Annotated in this window: 23 protein-coding genes; all 23 read right to left on the bottom strand. The window is 31.3% G+C overall.

Annotation, left to right across the window (positions count from 1 at the left end; translation table 11 throughout):
• The 23 genes from OLM58_RS04070 to OLM58_RS04180 all read right to left on the bottom strand — a co-directional run bounded on the left by OLM58_RS04070 (position 1) and on the right by OLM58_RS04180 (position 24422).
• Positions 1-1071 (bottom strand): lipid II:glycine glycyltransferase FemX, encoded by a 1071-nt coding sequence (locus OLM58_RS04070; protein WP_264531302.1) that lies wholly within the window; start codon positions 1069-1071, stop codon positions 1-3.
• Complete coding sequence (locus OLM58_RS04075; protein WP_264531303.1) at positions 1071-2738, bottom strand: hypothetical protein; 1668 nt, start codon at positions 2736-2738, stop codon at positions 1071-1073. The genes OLM58_RS04070 and OLM58_RS04075 overlap by 1 nt, the downstream gene beginning before the upstream one ends.
• Positions 2693-4234 (bottom strand): glycosyltransferase family 2 protein, encoded by a 1542-nt coding sequence (locus OLM58_RS04080; protein WP_264531304.1) that lies wholly within the window; start codon positions 4232-4234, stop codon positions 2693-2695. Before OLM58_RS04080 ends, OLM58_RS04075 begins: the two co-directional genes overlap by 46 nt.
• A complete protein-coding gene (locus OLM58_RS04085; protein ID WP_264531305.1) occupies positions 4231-5394 on the bottom strand; it encodes a glycosyltransferase family 4 protein in 1164 nt (387 codons plus the stop codon). The genes OLM58_RS04080 and OLM58_RS04085 overlap by 4 nt, the downstream gene beginning before the upstream one ends.
• Positions 5395-6276 carry a hypothetical protein gene (locus OLM58_RS04090; protein WP_264531306.1) on the bottom strand — a complete coding sequence of 294 codons (882 nt, stop codon included), beginning with the start codon at positions 6274-6276 and terminating at the stop codon, positions 5395-5397.
• Entirely contained in the window at positions 6276-7709 is a 1434-nt protein-coding gene (locus tag OLM58_RS04095) for an MBOAT family O-acyltransferase (RefSeq protein WP_264531307.1), read from the bottom strand. The genes OLM58_RS04090 and OLM58_RS04095 overlap by 1 nt, the downstream gene beginning before the upstream one ends.
• A 10-nt stretch (positions 7710-7719) precedes the next feature.
• Positions 7720-8556, bottom strand: coding sequence for a hypothetical protein (locus tag OLM58_RS04100; RefSeq protein ID WP_264531308.1), 837 nt, complete (start codon positions 8554-8556; stop codon positions 7720-7722).
• Between the two features lie 49 nt (positions 8557-8605).
• Entirely contained in the window at positions 8606-10003 is a 1398-nt protein-coding gene (locus OLM58_RS04105; protein ID WP_264531309.1) for a UDP-glycosyltransferase, read from the bottom strand.
• A gap of 66 nt (positions 10004-10069) precedes the next feature.
• A complete protein-coding gene (locus tag OLM58_RS04110) occupies positions 10070-10879 on the bottom strand; it encodes a polysaccharide pyruvyl transferase family protein (protein ID WP_264531310.1) in 810 nt (269 codons plus the stop codon).
• 11 nt (positions 10880-10890) lie between these two features.
• The gene (locus OLM58_RS04115) at positions 10891-11766 is read right to left on the bottom strand and encodes an N-acetylneuraminate synthase family protein (protein WP_264531311.1); all 876 of its coding nucleotides are present in this window, start codon (positions 11764-11766) and stop codon (positions 10891-10893) included.
• Positions 11759-12919, bottom strand: a complete 1161-nt coding sequence (locus OLM58_RS04120) for an acylneuraminate cytidylyltransferase (protein WP_264531312.1) — start codon at positions 12917-12919, stop codon at positions 11759-11761. Before OLM58_RS04120 ends, OLM58_RS04115 begins: the two co-directional genes overlap by 8 nt.
• Positions 12920-12925: 6 nt before the next feature.
• Complete coding sequence (locus tag OLM58_RS04125) at positions 12926-13549, bottom strand: class I SAM-dependent methyltransferase (RefSeq protein WP_264531313.1); 624 nt, start codon at positions 13547-13549, stop codon at positions 12926-12928.
• Positions 13518-14678 carry a glycosyltransferase gene (locus tag OLM58_RS04130; protein WP_264531314.1) on the bottom strand — a complete coding sequence of 387 codons (1161 nt, stop codon included), beginning with the start codon at positions 14676-14678 and terminating at the stop codon, positions 13518-13520. The genes OLM58_RS04125 and OLM58_RS04130 overlap by 32 nt, the downstream gene beginning before the upstream one ends.
• Before the next feature lie 2 nt (positions 14679-14680).
• Complete coding sequence (locus OLM58_RS04135) at positions 14681-15751, bottom strand: glycosyltransferase family 2 protein (protein ID WP_264531315.1); 1071 nt, start codon at positions 15749-15751, stop codon at positions 14681-14683.
• A gap of 43 nt (positions 15752-15794) precedes the next feature.
• Positions 15795-16979, bottom strand: a complete 1185-nt coding sequence (locus OLM58_RS04140) for a glycosyltransferase family 4 protein (protein ID WP_264532423.1) — start codon at positions 16977-16979, stop codon at positions 15795-15797.
• Positions 16979-17881: a glycosyltransferase gene (locus OLM58_RS04145; protein ID WP_264531316.1), complete on the bottom strand. Its 903-nt coding sequence runs from the start codon at positions 17879-17881 to the stop codon at positions 16979-16981. The genes OLM58_RS04140 and OLM58_RS04145 overlap by 1 nt, the downstream gene beginning before the upstream one ends.
• A gap of 25 nt (positions 17882-17906) precedes the next feature.
• The gene (locus tag OLM58_RS04150) at positions 17907-18785 is read right to left on the bottom strand and encodes a glycosyltransferase family 2 protein (protein WP_264531317.1); all 879 of its coding nucleotides are present in this window, start codon (positions 18783-18785) and stop codon (positions 17907-17909) included.
• Complete coding sequence (locus OLM58_RS04155) at positions 18782-19768, bottom strand: glycosyltransferase (protein ID WP_264531318.1); 987 nt, start codon at positions 19766-19768, stop codon at positions 18782-18784. Before OLM58_RS04155 ends, OLM58_RS04150 begins: the two co-directional genes overlap by 4 nt.
• A 2-nt stretch (positions 19769-19770) precedes the next feature.
• On the bottom strand, positions 19771-20418 hold the full coding sequence (locus OLM58_RS04160) for a NeuD/PglB/VioB family sugar acetyltransferase (protein WP_264531319.1): 648 nt from the start codon (positions 20416-20418) through the stop codon (positions 19771-19773).
• Entirely contained in the window at positions 20412-21488 is a 1077-nt protein-coding gene (locus OLM58_RS04165; RefSeq protein WP_264531320.1) for a DegT/DnrJ/EryC1/StrS family aminotransferase, read from the bottom strand. The genes OLM58_RS04160 and OLM58_RS04165 overlap by 7 nt, the downstream gene beginning before the upstream one ends.
• Complete coding sequence (locus tag OLM58_RS04170) at positions 21488-22258, bottom strand: FkbM family methyltransferase (RefSeq protein ID WP_264531321.1); 771 nt, start codon at positions 22256-22258, stop codon at positions 21488-21490. Before OLM58_RS04170 ends, OLM58_RS04165 begins: the two co-directional genes overlap by 1 nt.
• Positions 22259-22265: 7 nt before the next feature.
• The gene (locus OLM58_RS04175; protein WP_264531322.1) at positions 22266-23555 is read right to left on the bottom strand and encodes a polysaccharide ABC transporter ATP-binding protein; all 1290 of its coding nucleotides are present in this window, start codon (positions 23553-23555) and stop codon (positions 22266-22268) included.
• Between the two features lie 3 nt (positions 23556-23558).
• A complete protein-coding gene (locus tag OLM58_RS04180) occupies positions 23559-24422 on the bottom strand; it encodes an ABC transporter permease (RefSeq protein WP_264531323.1) in 864 nt (287 codons plus the stop codon).
• Position 24423: the final 1 nt, after the last annotated feature.

The following is a 24423-nucleotide window of genomic DNA, read 5'->3' on the forward strand; positions in this document are numbered from 1 at the left end:
TTATTTGATTCTTTTTAAAATCCTAGATATTTTTGCTTTATTCTTCTTAAAATACTCATTTAAAAATAAATACATTTTAAAAATCCCTGACCTGATTATTAAATGATAGTGCGGGTGATCAAAAAAAATGGGTTCGGCCATAAATTTTGCTTTAAAATCCAGAACTCCTTGAGAGCCTCCCATAGATATGTTATAACCTCTAAAACCTAGCTCGTATGACTTTTTTATCGCTTCCCAATGAATGATGTAACCAATATTTAAGTCCGGTTTTTCTTTTTTCGTACCTCCCGAAATGTAACTTAAATAGTTACCACAATTAACAATAAATGCAGCTCCTTTTATTTCATTATTAAAACTAACTGTCAGTAAAAATGCTTTGTTTTTATCGATCAGGCTTAATATTGTGGTTTTAAAGTCTTCGAATGCCCGAACGGAGTAATTGCTCTGTTTTGCATTATCTTCAATTAATTTATAGGCTAACCTACAATCCTCTTCACTTTTTGGATATCCTATTTGAATATCATTTCTATAACCCAAATTAATATTACGTCTTGCCTGTATGGTGAATTTCTGTAACAATTCTTCTGCAGACGTTGTTTCATTAAAACTCAACCAATTTATTCCGTATGAACTATAAACATATTTAAATAAATTTCCATTTGATCCTAAGCCTTCTATTTGATCTTTTAAATCTGATCCATACGAATAAGATGCAATTGCGGCATCATTAGAAAATGGTAAACTATATTGCAAGTAACAACATTTTACTTTTTTTGCACGTTTTACCAGTTCTTTAATCACAAATGCAATAATGTTCTCAAAACCTTCATTAAAAATAGGGCCATGAGGAACAATGTAAAACTTAAAGAATCCCATTTTTGCAATTACAGCTCCTAGACCTCCCACTATTTCATCATTGTCAAGACATATTCCTAACTCAAAATCAAAACCATACGACTTATAAGATGCTAACCAATCTGAAAGTATTAAATGATTTCCTCTATTGTTGTTACTAACAAATTCATCCCATTTGTCGAGCCAATAACTTTCTTTAGTAAAAAGGATCTGCATCAGGTAAATTTTCTAAAGATTAAATCAGATTCACTCTTAACAAAAGTATCGCCATCAGAATCAATATCCAGCACTACTTTTTCAAAACCCTGCCAATATTCTATTAACTGCATAAGCGTCGGATTCCAAATTTCTTTATTTTTAATTTTATCAGACAAGAACTTAAATCCTTCTTCTATTTCTCTATTTATTTGTTTTTCAGTTAACATCAATCTTCCTTCATGATATTTCATTGGAACTGAGAAATAAGTATGTGCTATAAAAACGCCTTTTTCATTGATCAGGGTAGTAACATTTTCTTTCGATAATGCTTTTCTAAAATCTAACAGTTCTAATGTCTGAAAAACATAAAACTCTTTTTGTGCTATATAATGTTTAAATAGAATTGGAGAATACTTTGCCAATTTATAAGGTTTTATTTTATTGGTCTTCCATAATAAGAAGACTGCCAAAATAGAGCCGCTTAATCTAAAAAAATCTTTTATTAAGGGAAGAAATGAGGCAAGCCTTTTTTGAAAAAATACTTTTTTGAAATTTTTCGCTGTTTCTTTATACTTCAATATCATATTCTCATCGTTATAATAATGAAAAACAATGTTTTTAATCATCAACTGTATTTGCTTGATCCATTTAAAATCTTTAGTTCCTTTTAGAAAGCTGGATAAAGTAAAATGTTCTTTATTTAACTGATTTATTACTCCGTCTGCTGCAGTTCCTGAGTCAATATAATTCCAGAGAACATTAATCTCTTTATCTTTTAAAAGGTTACTAAAATCTTCTTCAGGAATATTATTTTTTTTAAAAAGGGAGAAATTATATGGTTGATATCCGTGATCTATCCAAACTTTCAAATCGCTTAATGGCGGAACAAATTTCTTAAAATCGTCGAAACTTTCAGCATTTGGCTTGATCGATTGTGAAAGAGAATGATAACACAATTCATGCCCATCATCCTTCCATTTTAAGAGCTCCTCCTTTTGATTCTGAAAAGATGCATTTTCCTCTCGTTTTGAAAAATGATTTAAAAAAAATCCTTTTGTTACTTTTATTTCGTGCTCTTTGAAAAATCGCCTCTGAACTGATAAATTTTCGGCTGTATCAAAATCGCAGTGATCTGTAAAACAAGCAATAGCCGAAAAAGGAATTTTAGATCTACTAAACTCAATCACATGAACCTTAGGAAATAATAATGCCGGGCTTTCGTTAAACTTGAACTTTTGTTTTGCTGAAGAAATAGTTTTTCTATTTTCATCTCCTAAATAATTTACAATCGGAGAAGCATATTCCGGGTTAAAACGCCAAAGCAAAATTGTCGGCTCTTTAGGATCAATTTCCCAAACCCCAAAAGTTAAATTAGATTGTACGATTTGACCATTCTGTAATTTTATTATTTTTGGACTAAACTCATTTGCTACATAATATTCTTTACGCTTTTTCCAGGTATAATCATGATTGCGAAACTCTGCTATTGGCTCTGAAAAAGCGATTTTTATATCGAATGCGTTACAATCTGAAAGGCCAGCCAGAGATAAATCAATACTCACTTTGTGTGATTGCTTATCAAATGCAGGTATATGACTTTCCGAGAGTCTTATAATAGTTATAGATTGTATCAAGCTATTTATTTCGTAATTAATTGATTCGCCCAATACAAACTTTGTTTCCATTGTTTTTGGAAATTCTTGTAATAACGTACCGGATTCTTAGTATTTTGAACTTTGTAAAATTTAAAAAACAGAATCATTTTATATCCATTTATTTGTTCCTCTGTTAAATGTAATTGTTTATACAACATTACTGTAGGAGAAGGCTTCGGCTGAATGCTATCATTTTGCCATTCTAGCACGGGTTTTGTTCTAAAGCCACCAATCGGAGCTTTTAAATGTAAAATTTCAGGCTGCGTGAAGTAAATAATATCTACACCTTTATTTCGCAATTGCATACCAAAATCAGTATCCTCACCATAACCAAATTCGAAACCTTTTCGGTATCTAATATTTTCTATAGATTGCCGCTTTACAATACTACAGCCAGACCCAAATGTTTCCCATTGTATATTACTGTAATTTTCTTTACTATTATCATACATGGCTTCATTGCAGGCAAACGTAATCTCGTCAAGTCCAAATTTATTTATTTGAACAAAAGCTTCTTTCAAAAATGATTCTTTAATTCTAATATCGTCGTCGGCCATAAAAACCCAATCGTTACTCACCTCTTTTAAAGCTACATTTCTCGCATTACAAGCACCCGGCTGATGCGTAAAAATGTGCTTTATTCCAAAAGGCCAATTTTCTTCTTTAAGATAATCAAGCTCGGAACTACTTTCTACATTGGTATTTTGCTCTACTATGATCACATTTTTAGGCAGATGACTCTGTACTGATAAATCTTTTAAAACATCATATAGATATTGCTTTCTTCCTATGGTTGGGATTATTACATCTATAGTTTTGGTACTAAATATATTTTTTGTTGACTGAACCTGAATTTGCTCCAATGAATCATCAGCAAGTTTTCTTCTGCGATAAATGAAACAGTGGATTAATGGAAAAATAGCAAATTTTCTTTTATACAATAACAAATTCATGAACAATAAAAATACCCAACGGGTTCGATAATGCTGCTTAACAAATCGAAATAAAATATAGCTATTGTTTCTCTTCTCTTTTAATTCTGTTGAATTATCAATTAATAATGTTGGATCTGAGTAACAAAATAGCCCTGTCTCCATTGCTAATTTTGCTAAAGAATGTAAGAAATAATCAAAGTTAAAAGTTGCTTTTATTTTTCCATTCAGCGCTACTAAAACAGCTGCATTAAGTCCTCCAACCCAACTGCTGGTCTGCCAGGTTGGATAATTAACCTTCCTATTAATTTTTATAAATGGCGATTCCTCCACGTAGCCAATAGAATCCGGTAAGAATGTTTTAAAAAATGGACTGTAAGATGCCATTATTTTAGAATGATGAAAAATATCCTGAAATTTTGAAACATTTAAACTTGATCTAAAATCAATATGACACCAAACTATTAAACTTTGAGGATGCAAGGCAGCCATTTCGAATAGTGTTTTTGCAATATTCATCTGAGAAACACATATCGTTTTCTTTTCAAACTCTACCTCAACGACTTTATTTTCTTTATGATAAACAATTATCATTGTGGTTGCAAATTTTTACTAATTATTCTTCTGTAAAACTCAATATTTTCTTGTACAATTTTATTAATATCAAATTTAGCTTCTACTCTTTCTCTGGCGTTTTCTCCTATTTTTAAACAAAGTGACTCGTCTTTAAGTAATGTTGTAATTCTATTTGCAAACAAATCATGCTCGGCCGGATGTACTAAATAACCGCTTTCGCCATCGACAATAAGTTCCTGAGCCCAACCGATATTACTATTAACAACTGCTTTTTGCATTGCCATAGCTTCAATGGTTACCATTCCTAAAGTTTCAGCAAAAGTAGGGAATACACAAACATTTGCTTTCTTGATATAATGCTCAATCTCATTGTATGGAATTTTACCGAGATAATCTACATTTCTCAGATCATCATCTTTAAATTTACTTTGCATCAATTGCCATGTTGAGCCCGAATTTGTTTTTATATCATAGGAATCACCTCCAATTAAAACCAACTTTAAATTGGGAAACTCTTTACGTACTTGGTTAAAAATTTGAGGCAATTCTAAAACTCCCTTTTTTCGAATTAAAGTTCCAACATATAAAAGTAGACCCTTATCATAAATAGTTGGAGAATTATTGGTAAAATTTTGCAGTTCTAACCCGTAATGGATTGTTTTTATTTCTTTATTATTTATTCCAAAAAGTTTCTTCGAGAGATTCCCTGCAAAACTTGTAGGCGCAATAAAAGCTGCTGCACGATTCAGAGCCCATTTTTCAAACCAAAAATTTTTAAGTTTCTGTTTTCTGTTTTCCAAATGGCAAAAATAGGTGTCACTTCCGTGAAAACGGATTATTAAAGGAATTCTAAATTTCATGAAAGCCGTAATTCCTGTCCAATCCGGTGCTTCAATTACAGATATACTTTCTTTTTTTATTACAGCATTACAATATTTCTGAATGTATTTTCTATGAAAGAACCAACCTAAAAAAGAATATTTTCTCTCTTTAATTAAATGAATTCTAATTTGATTTTCTATAATTATTTCCTCTGTTTTTTGTCCATAAACAAAAACAGAAACACTTACTCCTTTCTTAACTAAAGAGGTAGCGAGGTTTTTTATACTGGTTCCAATACCAGCAGCATGTTCCACTTTTGCATGGGGAAATTCCGGAGTTAAAAGGGCTATATGCATCTACTTATTAAAAAAATCTTTTATGATTCGGGCTGTAAATATTCTCGCTCCTTCATCAGTCATATGTCCACATGAAGAAAAATATTTATCCTCTACAACGACATTTTCATAATTATAAATTTCAGGATACATTTTTTTTACTTTGTCAAAATAATTCATTCCCACAACATTTTCACACATAGGTGTCATCACAGTAATTAAATTGATCTTGTTTTGTTTACAAATCTTTTTAATTTCTTCATAATACTTATTGTGAGGCAGCGGATTCAGATTGACAATATTATTTTTCATATTTCCGTTTTTATGCTTCTCTAATGGATAATAACCTAAATTATCTGAAGCATTCGTTCTTTTTTGAATTCCCGTGAAAAACATTTCTCTGAATCCTATTTTTTCCCCGTATTTTATATACCTATAAAATGGAATATAATACAGTTCATTAAAATTCTTTTGAGTTTGAAAATGTTTCTTTACAATTTCAGAGTAATGAATATAGGGTAAATAGGCACAGGCAATTCCTTCTGACTGATCAATACTCGATAGATTTAGATCAGCTTCAAGAATAATATTTTTAATTTGATACTTTCGCTCTATCATAAGCTTTAGCATAAGTGCACTTTCAAATAAATGTGATCCGCTCATTCCATAATTAAAAGCTTTCAACCCTTTTTCTTCAAACATAGGAGCTACAAAATGATTATTGGCTCTTGATGATCCCAAGATTACAACATCATATCTTTTTGCTTTAGAATTAACAACGGTTTCTATTTTCCCTCTATTTTTAGATTTCAAAAAAACATAGGTATAAATTCCGTCCAAAACCAATGCAATTAAAAAAATCGTAATTACTATTTTGGCTGTATAAATTAAAAAACGCTTCATTAAAATTGAAAATATATAAATTCTTTATAATCTGAAAAAGTACCAAAAGCCATGATTGCCCCTATTGCCAGGGCTATTTTAAGGATATTTCTATTACCAGAGAGAGGTTCTTCCTTAGTTCTATTATTCCATTCGATTAAAACAAATATTCCTAACAAAAGTAGCAACTCATAACTATAACGTTCATTATCTAAATACTGAAATTTAAAATCTCTATTTGTCACAATTCGCTTTAAATACGAAATAGCATCTGTAATCGTTTTGGCTCTAAAGAAAACCCAAGCTATACAGGTAAGGAAAAAAGTACAAACGATACTGATTACAACTTTTACAGAATCAAAATTAAATTTCAGCTGAATAGCATCTATATTATTTCTATTACTATTTGATAAAAGTAATGGAAGGAAATAAACAGCATTTATAAATCCCCATACAACATAAGTCCAATTGGCTCCATGCCAAAAACCACTAACTACAAAAATGATAAATGTATTCCTGATTTTCATCCAGATTCCACCTTTACTTCCTCCGAGAGGAATATATAAATAATCCCGAAACCATGAGGAAAGTGAAATATGCCAACGACGCCAAAACTCTGCTATATCTCTTGAAAAGTATGGATAATTGAAATTTCGCAGCAGATCTAAACCAAACAATTTTGACACTCCCAAAGCAATGTCTGAATAACCTGAAAAGTCTCCATAAATCTGAAAAGCAAAGTAAACCGCCCCTAAAATTAAAGAAAATGTATTCATTGATGTATAATTATCAAAAATGGCATTCGCATAAGTAGCACAAGTATCTGCTACGATAACTTTTTTTACGAGACCCCAAATAATTTGACAAACCCCTTCTTTGGCCTTTTCAAAATCAAACTCTCTTTTTACTTTTACCTGTGGCAATAAATGGGTAGCTCTTTCTATTGGTCCTGCTACCAAGAGTGGAAAATAGCTCACGAATAAAGAATAATCGACAAAATTATATTCCGCTTTAATACGTTTATAATAGATGTCAATAACATATGATAATCCGTGAAAAGTATAAAATGAAATTCCAACTGGAAGGATTACATTCAATAAAAATGGGTTTACTTTTAGCCCTGCCGAATTTAACAATTCGGAAAACGAAGAGGCAAAAAAGTTGTAATATTTAAAGATTCCTAAAAATCCTAAATTGACCAAAATACTAAGCCAGAACCAAAACTTACGGCTTTTTTCAGACTTTCCTTTTTCAATCTGAATTCCAGTATAGTAATCCAGAAAAGTTGAAAAAACTAACAAAAACAAAAATCTCCAATCCCAACAGGAATAAAAATAATAGCTGGCAACAATTAATAAAGCATTTTGAGTGCTCTTGTTTTTATTAAAAACGAACCAATATAAGGAAAAAACGATTGGTAAAAAAATAGCAAAAGCAAGGGAATTAAAAAACATACTTAATATATTATCTTTCGGATTTAATTTTATGTGACATAATTATTGAAAATTCTTTGGCTCCTCGTTCGTTAAGATGATACCCATTTTTAAATTTAGTATCATCCGGAATAGATTTTGAAAAATCCCAAAGTCCAGGGTATTTTCCTGACAATAATTGAATAAAGCCTAAATTTTGAGTATCATTCCTAAAAGGCGAAACAAAAAATTTTGATTTTATCTTATTATCTCTCAGGAATTTTAATATCTGTTTATTGTATTTATTGTACTCCGTAATCGTGTCTGGCAAAGTTCTCTGCCATTTATCTCCAAAACCATAAAGAGACACAAATCCTTTGCTCTCCTCAAATTGATTTTTCCTTCTTAGAGATGCTAACAATTCTCTTACTCCTAACTTTGAATCATTTTTACAGAATCTATAAAAAGGGCAGTAGTACAATAATAAAAAATCACCTTCCTCTTCATAATAGTTTTTTATTGAAATATCCTCCCTAATAAAAGGCATCATATCGATATATAAAAAATTTGATCTCTCAGAGGAATTGTAATAATAATCTGTCTGAATAAAAACTGAATCATACTTAATTTCGTATAGCTGCAAAAGTTTTAATACTGTCAAAATATCTTTAGGCCTTGCGTCCATTATTCCAAAATTAACACTATTGACCTTCAAACAAGAATCTACAATCTTTGCATTTATGTCATTGATAACTCTTGAAGATCCCACGAAAACATAATCGAAATGCTTGCCTTTCTGATTCTTTATGAAATTAAACTTAGTAGTATTAACGAATCGCGTATTTAAATAGGTATAACCAACATCTAATAATGCTGCTAAGGAAAACATCACTATTAGAATTTTTAATATAAATAACACGAATCTTTTCAACGCTTTCCTATTGTTTTAAAATTCTATCTATACTATTCCAAATCTTATCTGACGCAATAGTAGGATTTGGTCCGACTATTACTTCAAACCATTTTTTACCTTCGAAAACGCTTGATGACCTTGCATCTATAATATCTTTAACCGTTTGAGTTAAATTTTCTTTACTTCTTATCCATAATGCAGCTTCTTTTGAAGGCATTGAGCGAAAATGAATATAATTATAGTTTTGCCCTATGTCTCTAATTCCCTTTTTTAATTGAGGCTGCTCGTAATCAAAAAACAAACATGATTTATTATGAGCAACAAAGTCAAAAACCATAGATGAAGCAATATTCCCAACGAATTCAGTATGTTCGCAAATATTAGATTGCAGCGCAAAATCTTCTTTTGAAGGCATAATTTCATTCCAGTTTTTACCAACTGGCCGCCACAATGGATCAATTGAAACAATGACATCCTGATATTCTTTTAAAATTGCATCATAACGATCTGTAAAATCAACCGGGCATTTACGATAAATGATTCCTAAAGAATATCCTTGCTTATTCAATTCACGAACTGAGATGGCCAAGTCTTCTAAATAATATTGATCCAGAGGTGATGTAACAATGTCATCACCAGAAAAACAAATATACTTCCTGCCCAAATCTAATTTGTGCTCTGCAAAAAAGTCTTCTTTCGATTGTATCAAAGTCGAATCGAAATGACTTTCAAATTGTGGTGTTCCGGTTACGAATATCTTTTCCGAAGCAATATAAGGGCAATACATCAGAAGTTCTTTCTTCATGTGATCGCTCCAGACGAAATAAAAATCGGTTTCGATTAGGGTTGTTGCTTTTGGTAAATTATCCCATGAAAATATAAAAGTTCCCGTTGGAATTCCTAAGTCTTTAGCAGCTAAAATTGGTGCAATTGCCTGAGTTGGTCTCGGATTAGTACAAAAAATAAAATCGGGTTTATTTTCTTGCAATTGCAATTTACAGCTTTGATATTTAGATGATTTTCGTTCCAATTTTTTAATACGTTCACGAACAAATTTATTTCCTGCGGTATTAGAACCAAAGAAAACCAAAAGATCTACTAAAATACTTTTTGCTGCATTTGTAACCGAACTGTAACTTTGAGGAAAATTGTAAGTATTATAAACTGTTTCTTTATATTTCTTATCAAAAATATTTAGTTCAATTCGTTTTCTGGCACGGGCAAAAACAGTTGTCAAAGGATGGATCTTTTGATCTTTAATTTTTACCTCATCATAATTTAACTCTCCGTTAAGTGAAAAAGGGGTATTATTCCAGTACGTAATTTTAAAATTATTCTCTTCGCCTATCGATTTAAACTTTGTAAAAGCAAAATTCCTCAATCCGACACCATCAGGCAAAAAGATAAAAATATTATTTTTCATGTGTATTTTCTTTTTCAAATAATTACTTATTCAAAAACTCTAAATTCTTTTTTATAAACAAAACCATTAAGCAAAAGGACAAACTTCCATTAGCCCGTCTCTAAGCTTCTCTAAAACATTTTCTTTTGGTAGACTTGGAAACTGTTCAAATAATGCTTCTAGTTCTTTTGCACTATAAGGATCTAATCTAATTTCAGGCTTGTAATTTTCTAATTCTACCGATTCAAAATAATCCTGATATTTGATGTCATCTCCAAAAACTTTATCTGAAAATCGCTGCCAAACCGCCGGGATTCCGTAAGCGTGTGCTACAATGATACCGTGCAAAGACGATGAAATAATTTTTTCACATTGCAAAAACTCGATGGTTTTACCTTCAATATCATTTGTCATCATACTAAGAACGCAAATGTCATCTGTTTCCAGATTCATCGCTTCAATAAAAACGGCGTCGTCATAATGTGGAATAATTCCGTAACGATATTTTTTTTCTGTTGGGGGATTAAAATAACGAGGCAGTAATAAAGCCGGATCTCCAAAAACTTCGGGAACTTCATGATTTTGTTCTAACAAAAAGTTACGCGTATACGGGCCTCTAACTGCCAAAAATTGGGCTTTCTTAATTGGATATTCTTTGCTGATTATTCCACTTCCCCAAACAATACATTTATGATTGACATTGGTTAAAATACTTCCAATTGTAACATATATTGGATTAAATAAATCCGCAATTCTATTTTTTTTGGGCCAGGCAAAAATTACTTTTTTTCCTGAAATCTTTTCAACTAAATATTTCCCTAATAAATCACCATAATTCTCTTTCGTCTTCCCTTGAATAATTCTTTCATTCCACCAAAAAAGCCGAATACTTTTCATAGACTAAGAGATTAAACTTTTTGGTTTTTAAGCTTATCCCGCTGCACTTGCTCGATCGCCAGAATATCTGTTTTTTTGAATGTCAACGCTTGATGAACTGCATTTAAATCTCTTGACAGTTTGCGTAAACCCATTGGTTCAAGTGAAGCTGCATGATCGGTTCCTTTCCATGTTCTGTCGATGGTATAGTGACGTTCGATGATGTTTGCTCCCAAAGTAAAAGCTGCAATATCTACTGCAATACCTAAATGGTGACCTGAAAACCCAATGTGTTTTACTTTGTCTCCATATTTTTGAATTAGAATATTAATATCTAATAAACATACATCATCAAAAGGTACCGGATATCCCGACGTACAATTGTATAATACTAAATCCTGATTTCTGTTTTTTTGAATAAAGAAATTTACTAAATCATCTGTTTCTTCTTTTGTGGTCATTCCGGTTGAAATATGTAATTCTCCACTATAATTTTCACAAAGCCAGGATAACATTTCGTAATTATTATTACACGCTGATGGAATTTTAATAAACTCCGGTTTTAAAGAAGCAATTTCTTTTGCAGAAGTTGTATCCCAAACAGAAGTTGAATACACAATTCCAATTTCTTCGCAATATTGTTTTAGAATTGCATGCTGTGCTAAATCAAACTCTAAAAATTCACGATGCGCACCATAAGTATCACCATAGGAATTAGAAGCATTTGGATGAGGGGCATTATATTGCACTTCCGTCAATAATTCTTTATTATTTCTCTTTTGAAATTTTACCGCATCCGCATTGCAAAATATTTTAGCAATTTTGATTAGCTCTTTTGCTATTTCAATTTCTCCTTTATGATTACATCCAATTTCAGCAATAACATAAGGCTTTTTGTAACTATTCATATCTTTCATTGTAGGCAATTATTTTCTCGCATGCTTCTCTAATAGCACCTGCAGCTGCAGACTTAGTGAGCAGATAATCTGCTTTTTGTTTTACTATTTCTGTTGCATCAGCCGGAGTAAATGACCATCCTACACTGCAAATATTAGTCAGGTCGTTCACATCATCTCCGATATAGGCAACGGCGGCAAAACTACTATTTCTATCTTTAATAAATTGCCTCAAAAACGAGTATTTATCCTTAACTCCTAAAAATGTATTTGATATCTGAAGTTTCTTCATTCGCTGGGCTACTAATTCAGAATTTTCAGACGTCATAACTATTACTTCCACCTTATGCTGGCGTAATATCTCAAGTCCCATTCCGTCACGCATGTCAAATGCTTTTGCCAATTCTCCTTCAGCTGCATAAAATACTTGTCCATTTGTAAAAACACCGTCAACATCCAAAACTAAATAATCGATACGCTGATGTGATTTGCTTTTTTTAAGCCGGTTTACTAAAAGTTCTTCTACAATTTTCCAATCGGTCATCGAATCGATTTCAACCAAACTGGTTTCCTCCATTTTTACTAATCCGATAGTTCCGCTTACACGATTTTTAGTTTCCAGAAAAGCCTCTTTCGTAGTGGCATAAACAGCTCCGTTTTCAATAAGTAAACCCTCAAAATCCTGTCGTCTCGGGCGATTAAAAATGTCATAATTTTGTGGCGTCCCTTCTGAATTCCATGTAAAACGATGTGTATTAACCACTGTCAATGCAGCTGTTTTTTTATGGGTAATAATCTCATTTAAAACTGCATTAATATCTTCTGAAGTTGTCATTGGAGATGTCGCTTGCAGCAAACAAAAAATATCAAAATCGTTCGTTACCTCATTTGCAAATTCTATCATAACGCTTTCTGTCGAAGCAGTATCATTTGCATTCTGCTCTCCACGTAATTCTACCTTTACTTTTGGTGACCAGTAATATTCTTTTTTAATAAACGTAATGATTTCGATATCGTCCGTAAAAACATAGATTTCATCTAAATCAGAAAAAATAGCTTCGGTCAATACCCATGAAAAAAGTGGACGGCCTAACATCTTTTTTTTATTTTTACCAGGTATTCCTTTTGATCCTTTTCTAAGCGGAATAATAGCTGTCTTTTTCATAACTATTTAGATTATTCGTTTTAAATTATAAATAGATTGTTGTCTCCACTCTGTATAACTTTCGACTTCAAAATCGTACTTTTTGAATATTTGTTCTAACTCTGGTCTAGTGTAATCACTTAACCACCCATTCTTTTCTCTTGTTAGTTTTACTATATCTGAACAGCAGTATGACAAGACAATTTGTTTTGTATTCGATTTAATTTGTTTAAATACATTTTCAATATCATAAACATATTCCAAAACTCCACTAAAAACGATCGTATTATACTCCAATAAATCTAGAGAAATTGGCTCATTTAAATCACATACTACCGTTTCTTCAAATCTCTTTAGAATATCTGATGGAGTATATTTTGAATAATTTTTTAAATAAGTTTTCAAAATCATATTTCCAGCTCCAAATTCAAGAATAGTAGCATTAGGGTGAATATAATCACCTAATATTTTTGTTCTTTCATTCCAGTCTTCATAAAGCTCTTCGTTCTGACTCCATCTTTCAATGTCGGATTTTTTTTCTGATCGCAATGCAGTTATTTTCTCTAATCTATCTTCAGCATTGCTGACTTGCTTTTTAGATTTATTGAAATTTTTAATTTTATTTATTAATCTCACAAGCAATTTCTCCATATAATTTTAAAATCTGTTCTCTTACTTTTACTCTATCGTATTTATTTCTAACATTTTCTATGTTGTACAATAAAGCACGGGTAATTATTTTTTTATTATTTATAGCTTTAATTATTAAGCGTTTTATTTCGGCTATATCTTCTGCATCATTTATCAAAAATCCGTTTACACCATTCTCTATAATTTCTTCTGTAACCCTACCCGGATTAGATTGAATAGGGAAAGCTCCCATTCCCATTGCTTCAATTAATGCATTAGGGATACCATCTGAAAGACTGTTACCGATATAAATATAACTTGTACCCATCAAACTTATTAAATCGACATTAGAAATAAAATTATTCTTTAAATACAATGTACATTTTAGTTTGTTAAACCTATTATTTTGGGCAATATACTTTTGTATCGTTTCATCTGCTCCGAAAATAACAACTTCATAATTTTCTACTAATGAAATTAGTTCTTCATCGAATGCCTTAACTATATTTATCCCTCGGCCAATTTCGTCATTATAACCTTTGATTAAAATAATCTTTCTTTGGCTATCATTTAACTCTGATGGTATTGTATCAAAATTGACTCCTCCATTTCCAGGAAAAACTCCTAAAAAAGTTTTCATGAAACCTTTCTCTAAAGTAATTTTGTAATCACGATTACAATCTGTAATTAAGTAATCGATTCTTTTAAAACATTCTTCAGCTTTGTTATCTTCAATTCCGATTTCTTTAGAATAAAAAACATCGCTTCCCCACGATGAAAAAATCCATTTTACGCTGCGGTATTTGTTCATTACAGGTAATATAGACAAACCTGACAACTGCAAAGCAAAACTATGGACTGCATCTGGTTGAATTTCACTTAGATATTTTTCAAAAACAGCAGCTGTCTCATGTTCATTGTAACGCTGCAAAAATTTATAGGTCTTAGGAAAATGAGTTTTTGCAAATATTCTTCCGGGAAAATTGTATTTCAATTTCCAATTTACTTTCTGATGCAGCCAACTCAATTTATCGGATTTGACGGCCATCCCCGAAATATCAAACCAAAACACCTCATGTCCTGAATCTTTCAACTGATCAGCCCATCGAAAAAAATGAAGTGATGGTATTGAAACCATTACAATTTTCATAATTAAAATCGGATGATTAGAGTAATGATATTTTTTTGACGATCAAAAGTATATCGATAAGGATTGTTTCTGTAAGTTTTAATAATTTGAAGTAAAATTGTATTATTTATATTTTCCATTGGTATATAGGATAAATATTTTCTCCCTAATAACTGCTTAATTCTACTTTTTAATAGAACCGAAAATGAAACTTTTTCAATGGTAATCTGAACTGTCTCACCTGAAAAATTATCCATTTGAGCAAAAAGTGCTTCTAAAATTATTTGGGAATTATTTAAACGAAGATCGGAATCTGCTTTTTGATCAAGTTTTTCATACTCTGAAAATACTGTTTCTTTGCCAAAACCCAGTTTGTCATTTATTACTGTTCTTTTACTTTGAAGGGTCTGATGCATATAAAATTGATTTATACGCTCTAGCTGGCTCTGAAATGGATGCTGACTTTGCTTACTTCGATAAGCCTTTGGATGCCATTGGTGTTTTATTAAAATTTTCTGATCATAAAAAGTAACCTTTAATCCTGCATTTTTCATTCGAATGTGAATATCGGTATCTTCAGCTCCCCATCCATGATAAAATTCATCGTAACCGTTTAACTTTTTTAATGCCGAAGTTGGAAAAATAGTTGTCCCGGTGACCTCATCGCTTCCTGCAAAATCAACTTTATAATCTTTGAATTCTTTATCTAACAAGGATTCCTTCTGAGATAAGAATCCATACTGAAAATAATGCACCTCATCAACTGTCATTAAATCATAACATTTTTGAATAAAATTTGGACTAAAAATCAAGTCTATATCCCCTACCAAAAAATATTCTGAGGTGGCTTGCTGCAAAGCAATATTTATTGCACGGGATTTGTTCCATAGCTGCCCGGAAACGGGGCATGAAATAAATGTTATTTTTGGGAACTGCAATAACAATACCTTTAGCTCCGGCAAATAATCTAAGTCACTTCCATAATCAACCAGAAAACAAGTAAATCTAGCTGTATTCTGTTGCTGTAGCGAATCAAGACATTTTTTTACGATACGTAAATCACGATTACGATTCGTTAGGACTAAGGTTATCATAATCTATTGTTGAATTTATAAGTTTTTTATACAAAACTAAGAGTTAAAATAACTTTCTGTAGCTGTCATTAAATTTCTCAATCCCAAAGTTTGCTCTTGAGTATTCAAATGCATTTTTTGAAATAGTCTCTCTTTGTTTTTTATACAAAATCATTTTCTCAATTTCAAATACAAAATCATTAATAATTTGTTCTTCTTCAATACTTTCAATTAAAATTCCATTTTCATGATTAGAAATATGTTCACTAATACCCCCAACATTTGTTGAAATTGGGATAACACCATAAGCCATTGATTCCATAATAGCCATTGGGAATCCCTCATATAAAGAAGGCAAAAGAACCAAGTGCAATTCTTTATACAATTTATCCAAAATCGTTTTGTCTGTTATTTCACCCAAAAAATCAACACCGGATGCCACAATTATATCCAAATTGCTTTTCATCCCCGACCCTGCCATTACAAAAGAAATGAAAGGATATTTGCTCCTTGCTTTTTTTGCAATTTCCAGAAAAACTAATGGCTGTTTCTCTTCACACCATCTTCCAATAAAACCGATTTTAAACTTATCCTCTTTTTTTTCGCCAAAAACAGCTTCATCGAATTCAATTCCATTTTCTATAATTTGCAGTTTATCAGAATAAGAAGAATCAACTTTGTATTTTAAATAAAACTTTAGAATATCTTGCCTGGCTGCCTCATTGATAACAATTCGATTTGTAATTAACGGTGCTGAATTTACAATCGCATCTTCACGGCGATCATTTTCTACAAAACTATGAAACAGGTCGTTTTTTATAATTGTTCCTTTAATTTTGGGCAATATGTCATAATAATAATCTGTATTACAGCCAAATATCGTTTTAACTGACTTGCTCGAATTAATTATTTGAATAATTTTATTTTGCAGTTTATGATTAACCCATCTGTTTTTTTTATTCAAAATTGGATTCAATTCAATAACATTTCCGCAAGATTTAAATTCTTTATAAAAACTTTTTGTTGCAGAACCATGTGTAAAAACAATAGTACATTTTTGATCTTTCAATGCTTTTAAAATTGCAATATGAACCCGTTCAGCTCCACCTAAATGATAATAAGGAAAAAAGAAAACATTCTCTGCTGATTTAATTTTATACCCCTTGACCAATTCAAATTGAGCAAGGTAAAAACATCCAAGTATACTATTAAAAATTGGTTTCAATATCCTTTTAAACTCTTTTATCATCAAAACAATTCCTTTTTAAGTGAGCTCAAGTATACTCTTAACGAGTTTAATTTAGTTGGCGTGATAATCCATACTCGTATTAATTTAAAAAAGGCTTTAGAATATTTCTTCTGTCTATTTAACTTAACGATTTCAAAGCATTTTTGGTAGTAAAAATGTTTTTGAAAGATTTTTCTTTTATTTTTAAAGTTTATATCCTCATAAGCATCCTTCAATATTGACTTTACTATTTCTTTTTGATTAACTAATTTTGAAGCGACTCCGATATTAAGTCTATAAACTGCTGTTATATCTTCCAAACAATAAATTTTACCTTCATTCTTTAAAGTCCATAAATAAGTCGGCAAATCTCCATACGGATACTTTAAAATCCAGGAAGGCAATGCATCATATTTTTGAATATTCCTAAACATTGCAGTTACAGAATAAATCGTATTGTTTTCTATTAAATCTGCAAAGGTTGATAAGCTGTAGTTTTTTTTGTGATGTAAAACTTCTTCAAAGCTCCCGTCAGTAAGCAACAACTTCAAATTAGTGTGAACGATATTGTATTCTTGATTTTGTTCTAAAAAATCAACTTGTTTTTGAAGTTTTAAAGAATCTGTCCAATAATCATCTCCATCACATATTGCTATATATTTCCCATCACATTCTTTTATCGTTCGCATATAATTGGAGATAAGCCCCATATTCTTTTGAGGACTTGGAAGCAATTTTATCTTATCTCCATAGCTGTGAACAAATTCTTCACAAACGGCTCTGGTGTTATCAGAACTACAATCTTCTCCTATCACTAATTGAAAGGAAAAATTCACTTTTTGATTTAAGATACTTTCTATGGTCTGCGAAATAAATTCTTCCTGATTATAGGTAAGTATAAAAATACTGACGGTGTAGTTCATTTAAAAATAAAAATTTAAGAAACAATTATTGCAGTATCCTTCGAACTTTCTTTCTGATATGCTTTAATTTTCTGATTATTTTAGGCAAAAAATAATTTTCATATTCTTCTCTAACAACTTTTTCTAAATTATCTACGACTAACATTTGTCTCTCAAGAATAATATTTTTTAACTTTTCATCTTCAAGATAAGAAAGCAGACATACAAAAAAATTAAGCGTTTTTTTTATGCTCATTAATTTAGAGTTTGTAGAATGTATCCCAACATTATATCGATAAATTGCCATATTTTCCTTTAAATATTTCAATTTACCCTTTTCTGCAAGTAACATATACAAAAAATAATCGCCGATTGGACTCAATAAAAATTCAAATGGAATTTTTATTATTACATTTCTAAAAACGACAGATGGAGTATGAATATAGTTTCCTAATCTTGCTAAAGTTTCTATATCCTCATAATTTTCAGGAACTTTTGTAATAAAATCTTCTACAATCTCACCATCTAATTTTAAAATATTTACTGCATGAAAGCAAAGTACATAATCTGGATTACTCTCTAAAAAATCAACTTGTTTTTGAAGTTTTAAAGGATCTGTCCAATAATCATCACCTTCGCAAAGTGCAATATATTTTCCTGAACATTGCCGGGTGGCAAACGTAAAATTAGACATCATCCCTAAATTGGTTTCATGACTAAAATATTTAACCGTATATTTCTTAGGATGATTTTCTAAAATTTCCCTAATAATTTCGTCAGTCCTATCCAAAGAACAATCATTTGCAATAATTAGTTCTATATCGAAATTACATTCTTGCATCAGAACTCCCTTAATTGCTTCACGAATATAATTTTCGTGGCCATAGGTAATCATACAAACACTAACAGTAGGTTTTTTTTTCATCTTAATTTCTGTCTTAAAACACCCAGGCCAACAAGTGATAAAAGAAGTTTTAACCAAATATCAGCTTTCATTTTTCTTCTGAAAACACTCCAACTACAAAATTTAAAAACTTCTAAAATTAATAGATTTTTCAGCAATTTTAAAGTATCTAAATATTTCTTACTTACAAAAGCGGTATTTATTAATCCTCTATTCGTATTACAAATAGAATCTGACAGCCAAATTCTGTTTAAATTATTTCGTTCAACAAAACTCTTCCTGCAAAAATAGGTGTCTTTTAATGCAAAGATGTATTTCTCAATTTCTTTAGGATGACTTGCACTACCTTCAAGAATTCTATATACTGCTGTTGTTTCGTTTAAATGGTACAATCTTGATCTATATACCGTTTCAAGGATTATTCTGGTGTCGCCTATTACTTTACCTTCAAGCTCTTTACGGAGTATTTTTATAACCCTGTCTAAAATTGTTTTTCTAAAAACGGTAGAAGCAAATTCAACAAATTTACTTTTTAGCATTTCAGGAATCACCTCTTCCTCGCTTTGCACAAATCTTGCTGGTGATTCTATAAATTGTCCTGTTTTCTCAATAAATTGCTTTGTATTAGAGTATACTAAGCCTACTTCTTTATTCTTTTCTAAAATATCAACCTGTTTTTGAAGTTTGTCTTTAGTGATCCAGTAATCGTCTCCTTCGCACATTGCAACATAAGTTCCTGAACATTGTTCCAAAGCAAAAAATAAATTTGACATAATCCCTTTATTCTGGGCATAATTAAAGTACTTAACCCATGATTTTCTGGGGTGGTTTTTTAAGACGTTCTGTACGACTAAATCTGTTTTATCAGGGGAACAGTCATTAGCGATAATCAGCTCAACTTCAAAATCACATTCCTGCATTAAAACTCCCTCTATAGCCTGAAGAATAAACTTCTCATGGCCATAAGTAATCATACAAACACTTACTTTTAAATTTCGATTCATTATTAAAATCGCAATTCCTCCAGTTCTTTAATAATTTTACCTGGTATTCCAACAATTAGACAATTATCAGGAACGTCTTTAGTAACAACGGTACCAGCGCCAACAACAACATTTTTACCTATTCTGACTTTAGGCAAAACAGTTGCATTAGTTCCCAAAACAGTATAGTCACCAAGGACACAATTTCCGGATATATTCACTCCTGGGGATAATTCTACAAATTCACCTATAATACAATCATGACCTATTGTACAATTTAAATTAATTAGAGAACCTTTTTTAACAATAACATCAGCTGTGATTACAGTTCCGGTCATGATATTGGCCCCTACTCCAATTTCATTACCAAAATTACCGATAACAGCAAGAGGGCTTATTGTAGAAGTAAAAACACCACCTAGCGCAACAAATTTATCATGAAGCTGTTTTCTTAATACTGGATTACCAATTCCTATTGTAAACCTGTTATCTATCGTCGTAAAATATGTCGTTGCATCGTGAAGAGTTTTTAAAACAGGAAATTTATTAAATAAAAATCCATTTATATCATTATTCGCATCATCATAAAACACCAAGTTATCCGTTTGCTTTAATTGATGCACTACCTCCAGAACTTCTTTCGCAAAACCTTTAGCTCCTATAATTAACATAAACTGGTATTAATAATTGAAACAATTTTTTCTAACTCCGTTAATTGTAGACCAACATACAATGGCAAACACATTATACGAGACGCTACACTTTCAGAAACAGGCATCTTAGCACTATTAACATACTCAATAGTATTTAAAGATGGGTAAAAATATCGTCGTGGAAAAATTTCATTGTCATTTAAGTTTTTTTGAGTCTTAAGTAATTGTCCTTCATTCTCAAAAATTAAGGGATAATAACTATAATTCCAATCTGTATTCTCTCTAATCTTAATAGAATATACTTTAGTAAAATCCAGATTATCGTTATAAAAATGGACTAGATTTTTTCTCTCTCTAATTATTTGATCCATATAAGGAAAAATGGCCAATCCCATAGCAGCCTGCAGTTCCGATATTTTACCATTAATTCCTAAACCATGAAATGCTAATGGTCCATTATGTCCAAAATTATGAGAGTAAAATAATTTATGCCTTAAATCTAAATCATTAGCAAACATAGCTCCACCTTCTCCTGTATGAAATAACTTGGTCGCATGAAAGCTACAAGTACTAATATCTCCATAATTAAAAATAGACTTGTTATTAAACTGCATACCAAAACAATGTGCCGCGTCATAAATAACCTTCAAATTATACTTTTTTGCAATAGATTCGATAGCGATAACATTGCATGGATTACCAAAAACATGAGTCGCTAATATTGCTGTCGTTTTTGATGTAATAGCCTCCTCTATCTTCGTTTCATCAATGGTTAAATATTCTGAATGAATATCTACAAAAACTGGCGTACAACTTTCCCAAACTATTGATGCCGTTGTTGCTACATAACTAAATGGTGTGGTTATAATTTCACCTCTATCTCCTAACAACTTCAACGCAATTTGTAGGGGTACAGTTCCATTGTTAGTAATTATAATATTTGAAACTTCCAGATATTCTTTCAATTTTTCTTCAAGTTCCAACACGAGTTCACCTCTATTGGTTAGCCATTCATTATCCCAAGCGCGCTGAATTTGTTTTGTATATTCTGGTAAGGGAGGTAGAAAAGTTTTGGTTACTGCAATCATTATATGATAATTTGGGAATCGATAAAACCATTCTTATTAACAAATACTAATTCCACGAGCCACAAAACTTGTTTTTCGAAGGGTCGGTTTAAATCAGTAATTTCAAATAACCGATAACCTTTTTCATCCATGAAATTGATTAATGTCAAAAAGCTGTTATCAAATATCTTATTTACTACTCCAGCCTCCACCATAAATATTTCAGTTTTCCCAAAAAAATCACTTGCTCCTTTCAATACTTCGATATCCAAACCTTCTGCATCGATTTTAATAATATCCGGGACAGGAATTTCGCTTTTAGATAGTAACTCATTTAAAGTTACTACCGGAATTTCCAATTGCTCTAATCCTGCTTCTACCGCTTCTTCTTTAGTATATCTGAAAGAACAGCTATCATCCCGATCCAAAATTGTAAAAAGAAAAGATCCACTTTTCGCTCCAGCGCCAACAGGGTAAAACTGAACTTTAGGATTTGTTTCTAAAATATCGCTTACCGATTCTTTAAGCCAGTTTTGTGGCTCAACTAAAGTGTAATATGCATCAGGGAAATATTGTAGGACCTCCCTTGTCCACGTTCCATGATTTGCACCAATATCAACAATATGCTTTGGTTGAAAATTGAACCTCTTTAAATTATTATAAAAATTGGACAATAATAAATTTTTACTATTTATATCAATTTTAGCAGGGTTAACTGCATTTACTCTAGTCAAAGTATAACCTAAACTTCTAAGAAATAATTTAAGTGTGTTTTTTATTTTTCTCTTCATTTAACTTTTAATTATTTTGAATTGTCCATTCAAATTTAGGTTTTATAAATCCTGGTTCTTTACCCATCCATGAGCCAATAGATCGCTCTCCTTCCTGAACAATAAATGACATAATATCTTTTTCAACAAATAGGGTCGTTTTCGAATTCTCTATTATGTAAATGGATAAATAATATGTTCCGATATTTAAAAATCCTTCAGGAAAAGTGCATTTTATATTATTCAAACCACTACTCAATTTCAAATTATTATTTGCGTGAGAAAAAGTAAAAAGTGGTTCGCCCATTTCATTATTTAGAACATAAGTAAGATGTAATTTTTTCGAATTGCCTTTAAGAGAGAATAGTGTATTAATCTCTATTTTTTGATACTCGTCTAAAGGGGTATCTGTGTCTTTACCTAATGAATTTAAACTTATTTCATGTAACGTAAATTCATCTCTATCATATTCTGACGAAAAAGCTTTTTTATTCAAGGATTGAAAATCTTTACTTAAATAATAACTAACCGCATCTTCTACAGCTCCCTGCATTGCTACTTTCCCATTAACTAAAACTAATCCCTTTGTACACAAACTCTTTACTGCCGCCATATTATGACTTACAAATAAAACAGTTCTGCCTTCTCCCTTAGATATATCCTGCATCTTACCGATCGCTTTTTTCTGAAACTCGGCATCTCCAACTGCTAAAACTTCATCAATAACCAATATTTCAGGTTCTAAAAAAGCAGCTACCGCAAAAGCCAATCGAACGGTCATTCCGGAACTGTATCTCTTTACTGGTGTATCAATGTAACGTTCACAACCTGAAAATTCTATAATTTCATCAAGTTTTGAGGTAATTTCCTTTTTGGTCATTCCAAGAATGGCACCATTCAGGAAGATATTTTCTCTACCGGTCATTTCTCCGTTAAAACCTGTACCAACCTCTAATAAAGATGCTATTCGTCCACGATATTTAATACTTCCGGTAGTTGGGGCTGTCACTTTTGAAAGGATTTTTAGCAAAGTAGATTTTCCTGCTCCATTTTTGCCAATAATTCCGAGAACTTCTCCTCGTTCCACTTCAAAATTAATGTCTTGCAGTGCCCAAACATAATCTGAGCTCCCCTTGGTAGAGCGATCATTTGTATCCCCAATTTTTAAATAGGGATTTTCTTTACCTCTTATTTTGTGCCACCAACGATTAATGTCATGACTCAAGGTTCCGGTACCTACTTCTCCTAAACGATATTGTTTAGAAATGTTTTCGGCCTTTAATATTATATCTTTTTCCAATTCTGAATGGTAAATCATTAATTAAACAGTATCTATAAAACTTTTCTCTGTTTTATTAAAAACCAGAAGTCCGATAAAAAATATTGTTATAGTTACAATTAAAGTATAAGTCAATCCCAAAACCGAAATATTACCTACATTCAATAACATGAAACGGGCAGTTTCGATAATATAAGCTAATGGATTATATACAACAAGCCAGCCATAAGCCGGTAATTTATCTTTAATAAGTTCCATAGGATACATTACTGCTGACAAATACATCAATAATTGTATACCAAAACCAATTAAATGACTAAAGTCGCGATATTTTGTTACCATCGCTGAGATAAGCATTCCCAGACCTAATCCTAAAATCCCCATTATGATTATTAAAACAGGAAAAAATAAAACAAGACTGTTTAGACTTAAATCTGCTCCTTGAAAATAGTAGAAAATATAGAATCCAATAAAAATAAAAAATTGTATTCCGAACTTTACAAGATTTGAAATTACAACGGACAGAGGAGTAATGATCCTCGGAAAATATACTTTTCCAAAAATCGCGGCATTAGCCTTAAAAGTGTCTGATGTCCCAGTCAGGCAGGCAGTAAAATAATTCCAAACTGTTATTCCCGCCAGATTAAATAAAAATGGAGGAACAGTTCCTGTCTCAATTCCGGCAACATTATTGAATATTATTGTAAAAGTTACGGAGGTAAACAATGGCTGAATCAGATACCAAAGCGGACCTAAAACAGTTTGTTTATAAACCGTAATTACGTCACGTTTTACGAAAAGAAATAATAAGTCACGATACTGCCAAACTTCTTTTAAGTTTAACGAAAAGAACTTATTTTTAGGTGTTATTTCAAACAACCAATCATTGGGGCTATTGTTGTTCATT

The organism is Flavobacterium sp. N502540, from assembly GCF_025947365.1.
GTDB lineage: Bacteria > Bacteroidota > Bacteroidia > Flavobacteriales > Flavobacteriaceae > Flavobacterium.

Bases quoted from the DNA above. Each gene is read 5' to 3' on its own strand.
- OLM58_RS04070 (WP_264531302.1), bottom strand. From the start codon at position 1,071: ATGCAGATCCTTTTTACTAAAGAAAGTTATTGGCTCGACAAATGGGAT.
- OLM58_RS04075 (WP_264531303.1), bottom strand. From the start codon at position 2,738: ATGGAAACAAAGTTTGTATTGGGCGAATCAATTAATTACGAAATAAAT.
- OLM58_RS04080 (WP_264531304.1), bottom strand. From the start codon at position 4,234: ATGATAATTGTTTATCATAAAGAAAATAAAGTCGTTGAGGTAGAGTTT.
- OLM58_RS04085 (WP_264531305.1), bottom strand. From the start codon at position 5,394: ATGCATATAGCCCTTTTAACTCCGGAATTTCCCCATGCAAAAGTGGAA.
- OLM58_RS04090 (WP_264531306.1), bottom strand. From the start codon at position 6,276: ATGAAGCGTTTTTTAATTTATACAGCCAAAATAGTAATTACGATTTTT.
- OLM58_RS04095 (WP_264531307.1), bottom strand. From the start codon at position 7,709: ATGTTTTTTAATTCCCTTGCTTTTGCTATTTTTTTACCAATCGTTTTT.
- OLM58_RS04100 (WP_264531308.1), bottom strand. From the start codon at position 8,556: ATGTTTTCCTTAGCAGCATTATTAGATGTTGGTTATACCTATTTAAAT.
- OLM58_RS04105 (WP_264531309.1), bottom strand. From the start codon at position 10,003: ATGAAAAATAATATTTTTATCTTTTTGCCTGATGGTGTCGGATTGAGG.
- OLM58_RS04110 (WP_264531310.1), bottom strand. From the start codon at position 10,879: ATGAAAAGTATTCGGCTTTTTTGGTGGAATGAAAGAATTATTCAAGGG.
- OLM58_RS04115 (WP_264531311.1), bottom strand. From the start codon at position 11,766: ATGAATAGTTACAAAAAGCCTTATGTTATTGCTGAAATTGGATGTAAT.
- OLM58_RS04120 (WP_264531312.1), bottom strand. From the start codon at position 12,919: ATGAAAAAGACAGCTATTATTCCGCTTAGAAAAGGATCAAAAGGAATA.
- OLM58_RS04125 (WP_264531313.1), bottom strand. From the start codon at position 13,549: ATGGAGAAATTGCTTGTGAGATTAATAAATAAAATTAAAAATTTCAAT.
- OLM58_RS04130 (WP_264531314.1), bottom strand. From the start codon at position 14,678: ATGAAAATTGTAATGGTTTCAATACCATCACTTCATTTTTTTCGATGG.
- OLM58_RS04135 (WP_264531315.1), bottom strand. From the start codon at position 15,751: ATGATAACCTTAGTCCTAACGAATCGTAATCGTGATTTACGTATCGTA.
- OLM58_RS04140 (WP_264532423.1), bottom strand. From the start codon at position 16,979: ATGATAAAAGAGTTTAAAAGGATATTGAAACCAATTTTTAATAGTATA.
- OLM58_RS04145 (WP_264531316.1), bottom strand. From the start codon at position 17,881: ATGAACTACACCGTCAGTATTTTTATACTTACCTATAATCAGGAAGAA.
- OLM58_RS04150 (WP_264531317.1), bottom strand. From the start codon at position 18,785: ATGAAAAAAAAACCTACTGTTAGTGTTTGTATGATTACCTATGGCCAC.
- OLM58_RS04155 (WP_264531318.1), bottom strand. From the start codon at position 19,768: ATGAATCGAAATTTAAAAGTAAGTGTTTGTATGATTACTTATGGCCAT.
- OLM58_RS04160 (WP_264531319.1), bottom strand. From the start codon at position 20,418: ATGTTAATTATAGGAGCTAAAGGTTTTGCGAAAGAAGTTCTGGAGGTA.
- OLM58_RS04165 (WP_264531320.1), bottom strand. From the start codon at position 21,488: ATGATTGCAGTAACCAAAACTTTTCTACCTCCCTTACCAGAATATACA.
- OLM58_RS04170 (WP_264531321.1), bottom strand. From the start codon at position 22,258: ATGAAGAGAAAAATAAAAAACACACTTAAATTATTTCTTAGAAGTTTA.
- OLM58_RS04175 (WP_264531322.1), bottom strand. From the start codon at position 23,555: ATGATTTACCATTCAGAATTGGAAAAAGATATAATATTAAAGGCCGAA.
- OLM58_RS04180 (WP_264531323.1), bottom strand. From the start codon at position 24,422: ATGAACAACAATAGCCCCAATGATTGGTTGTTTGAAATAACACCTAAA.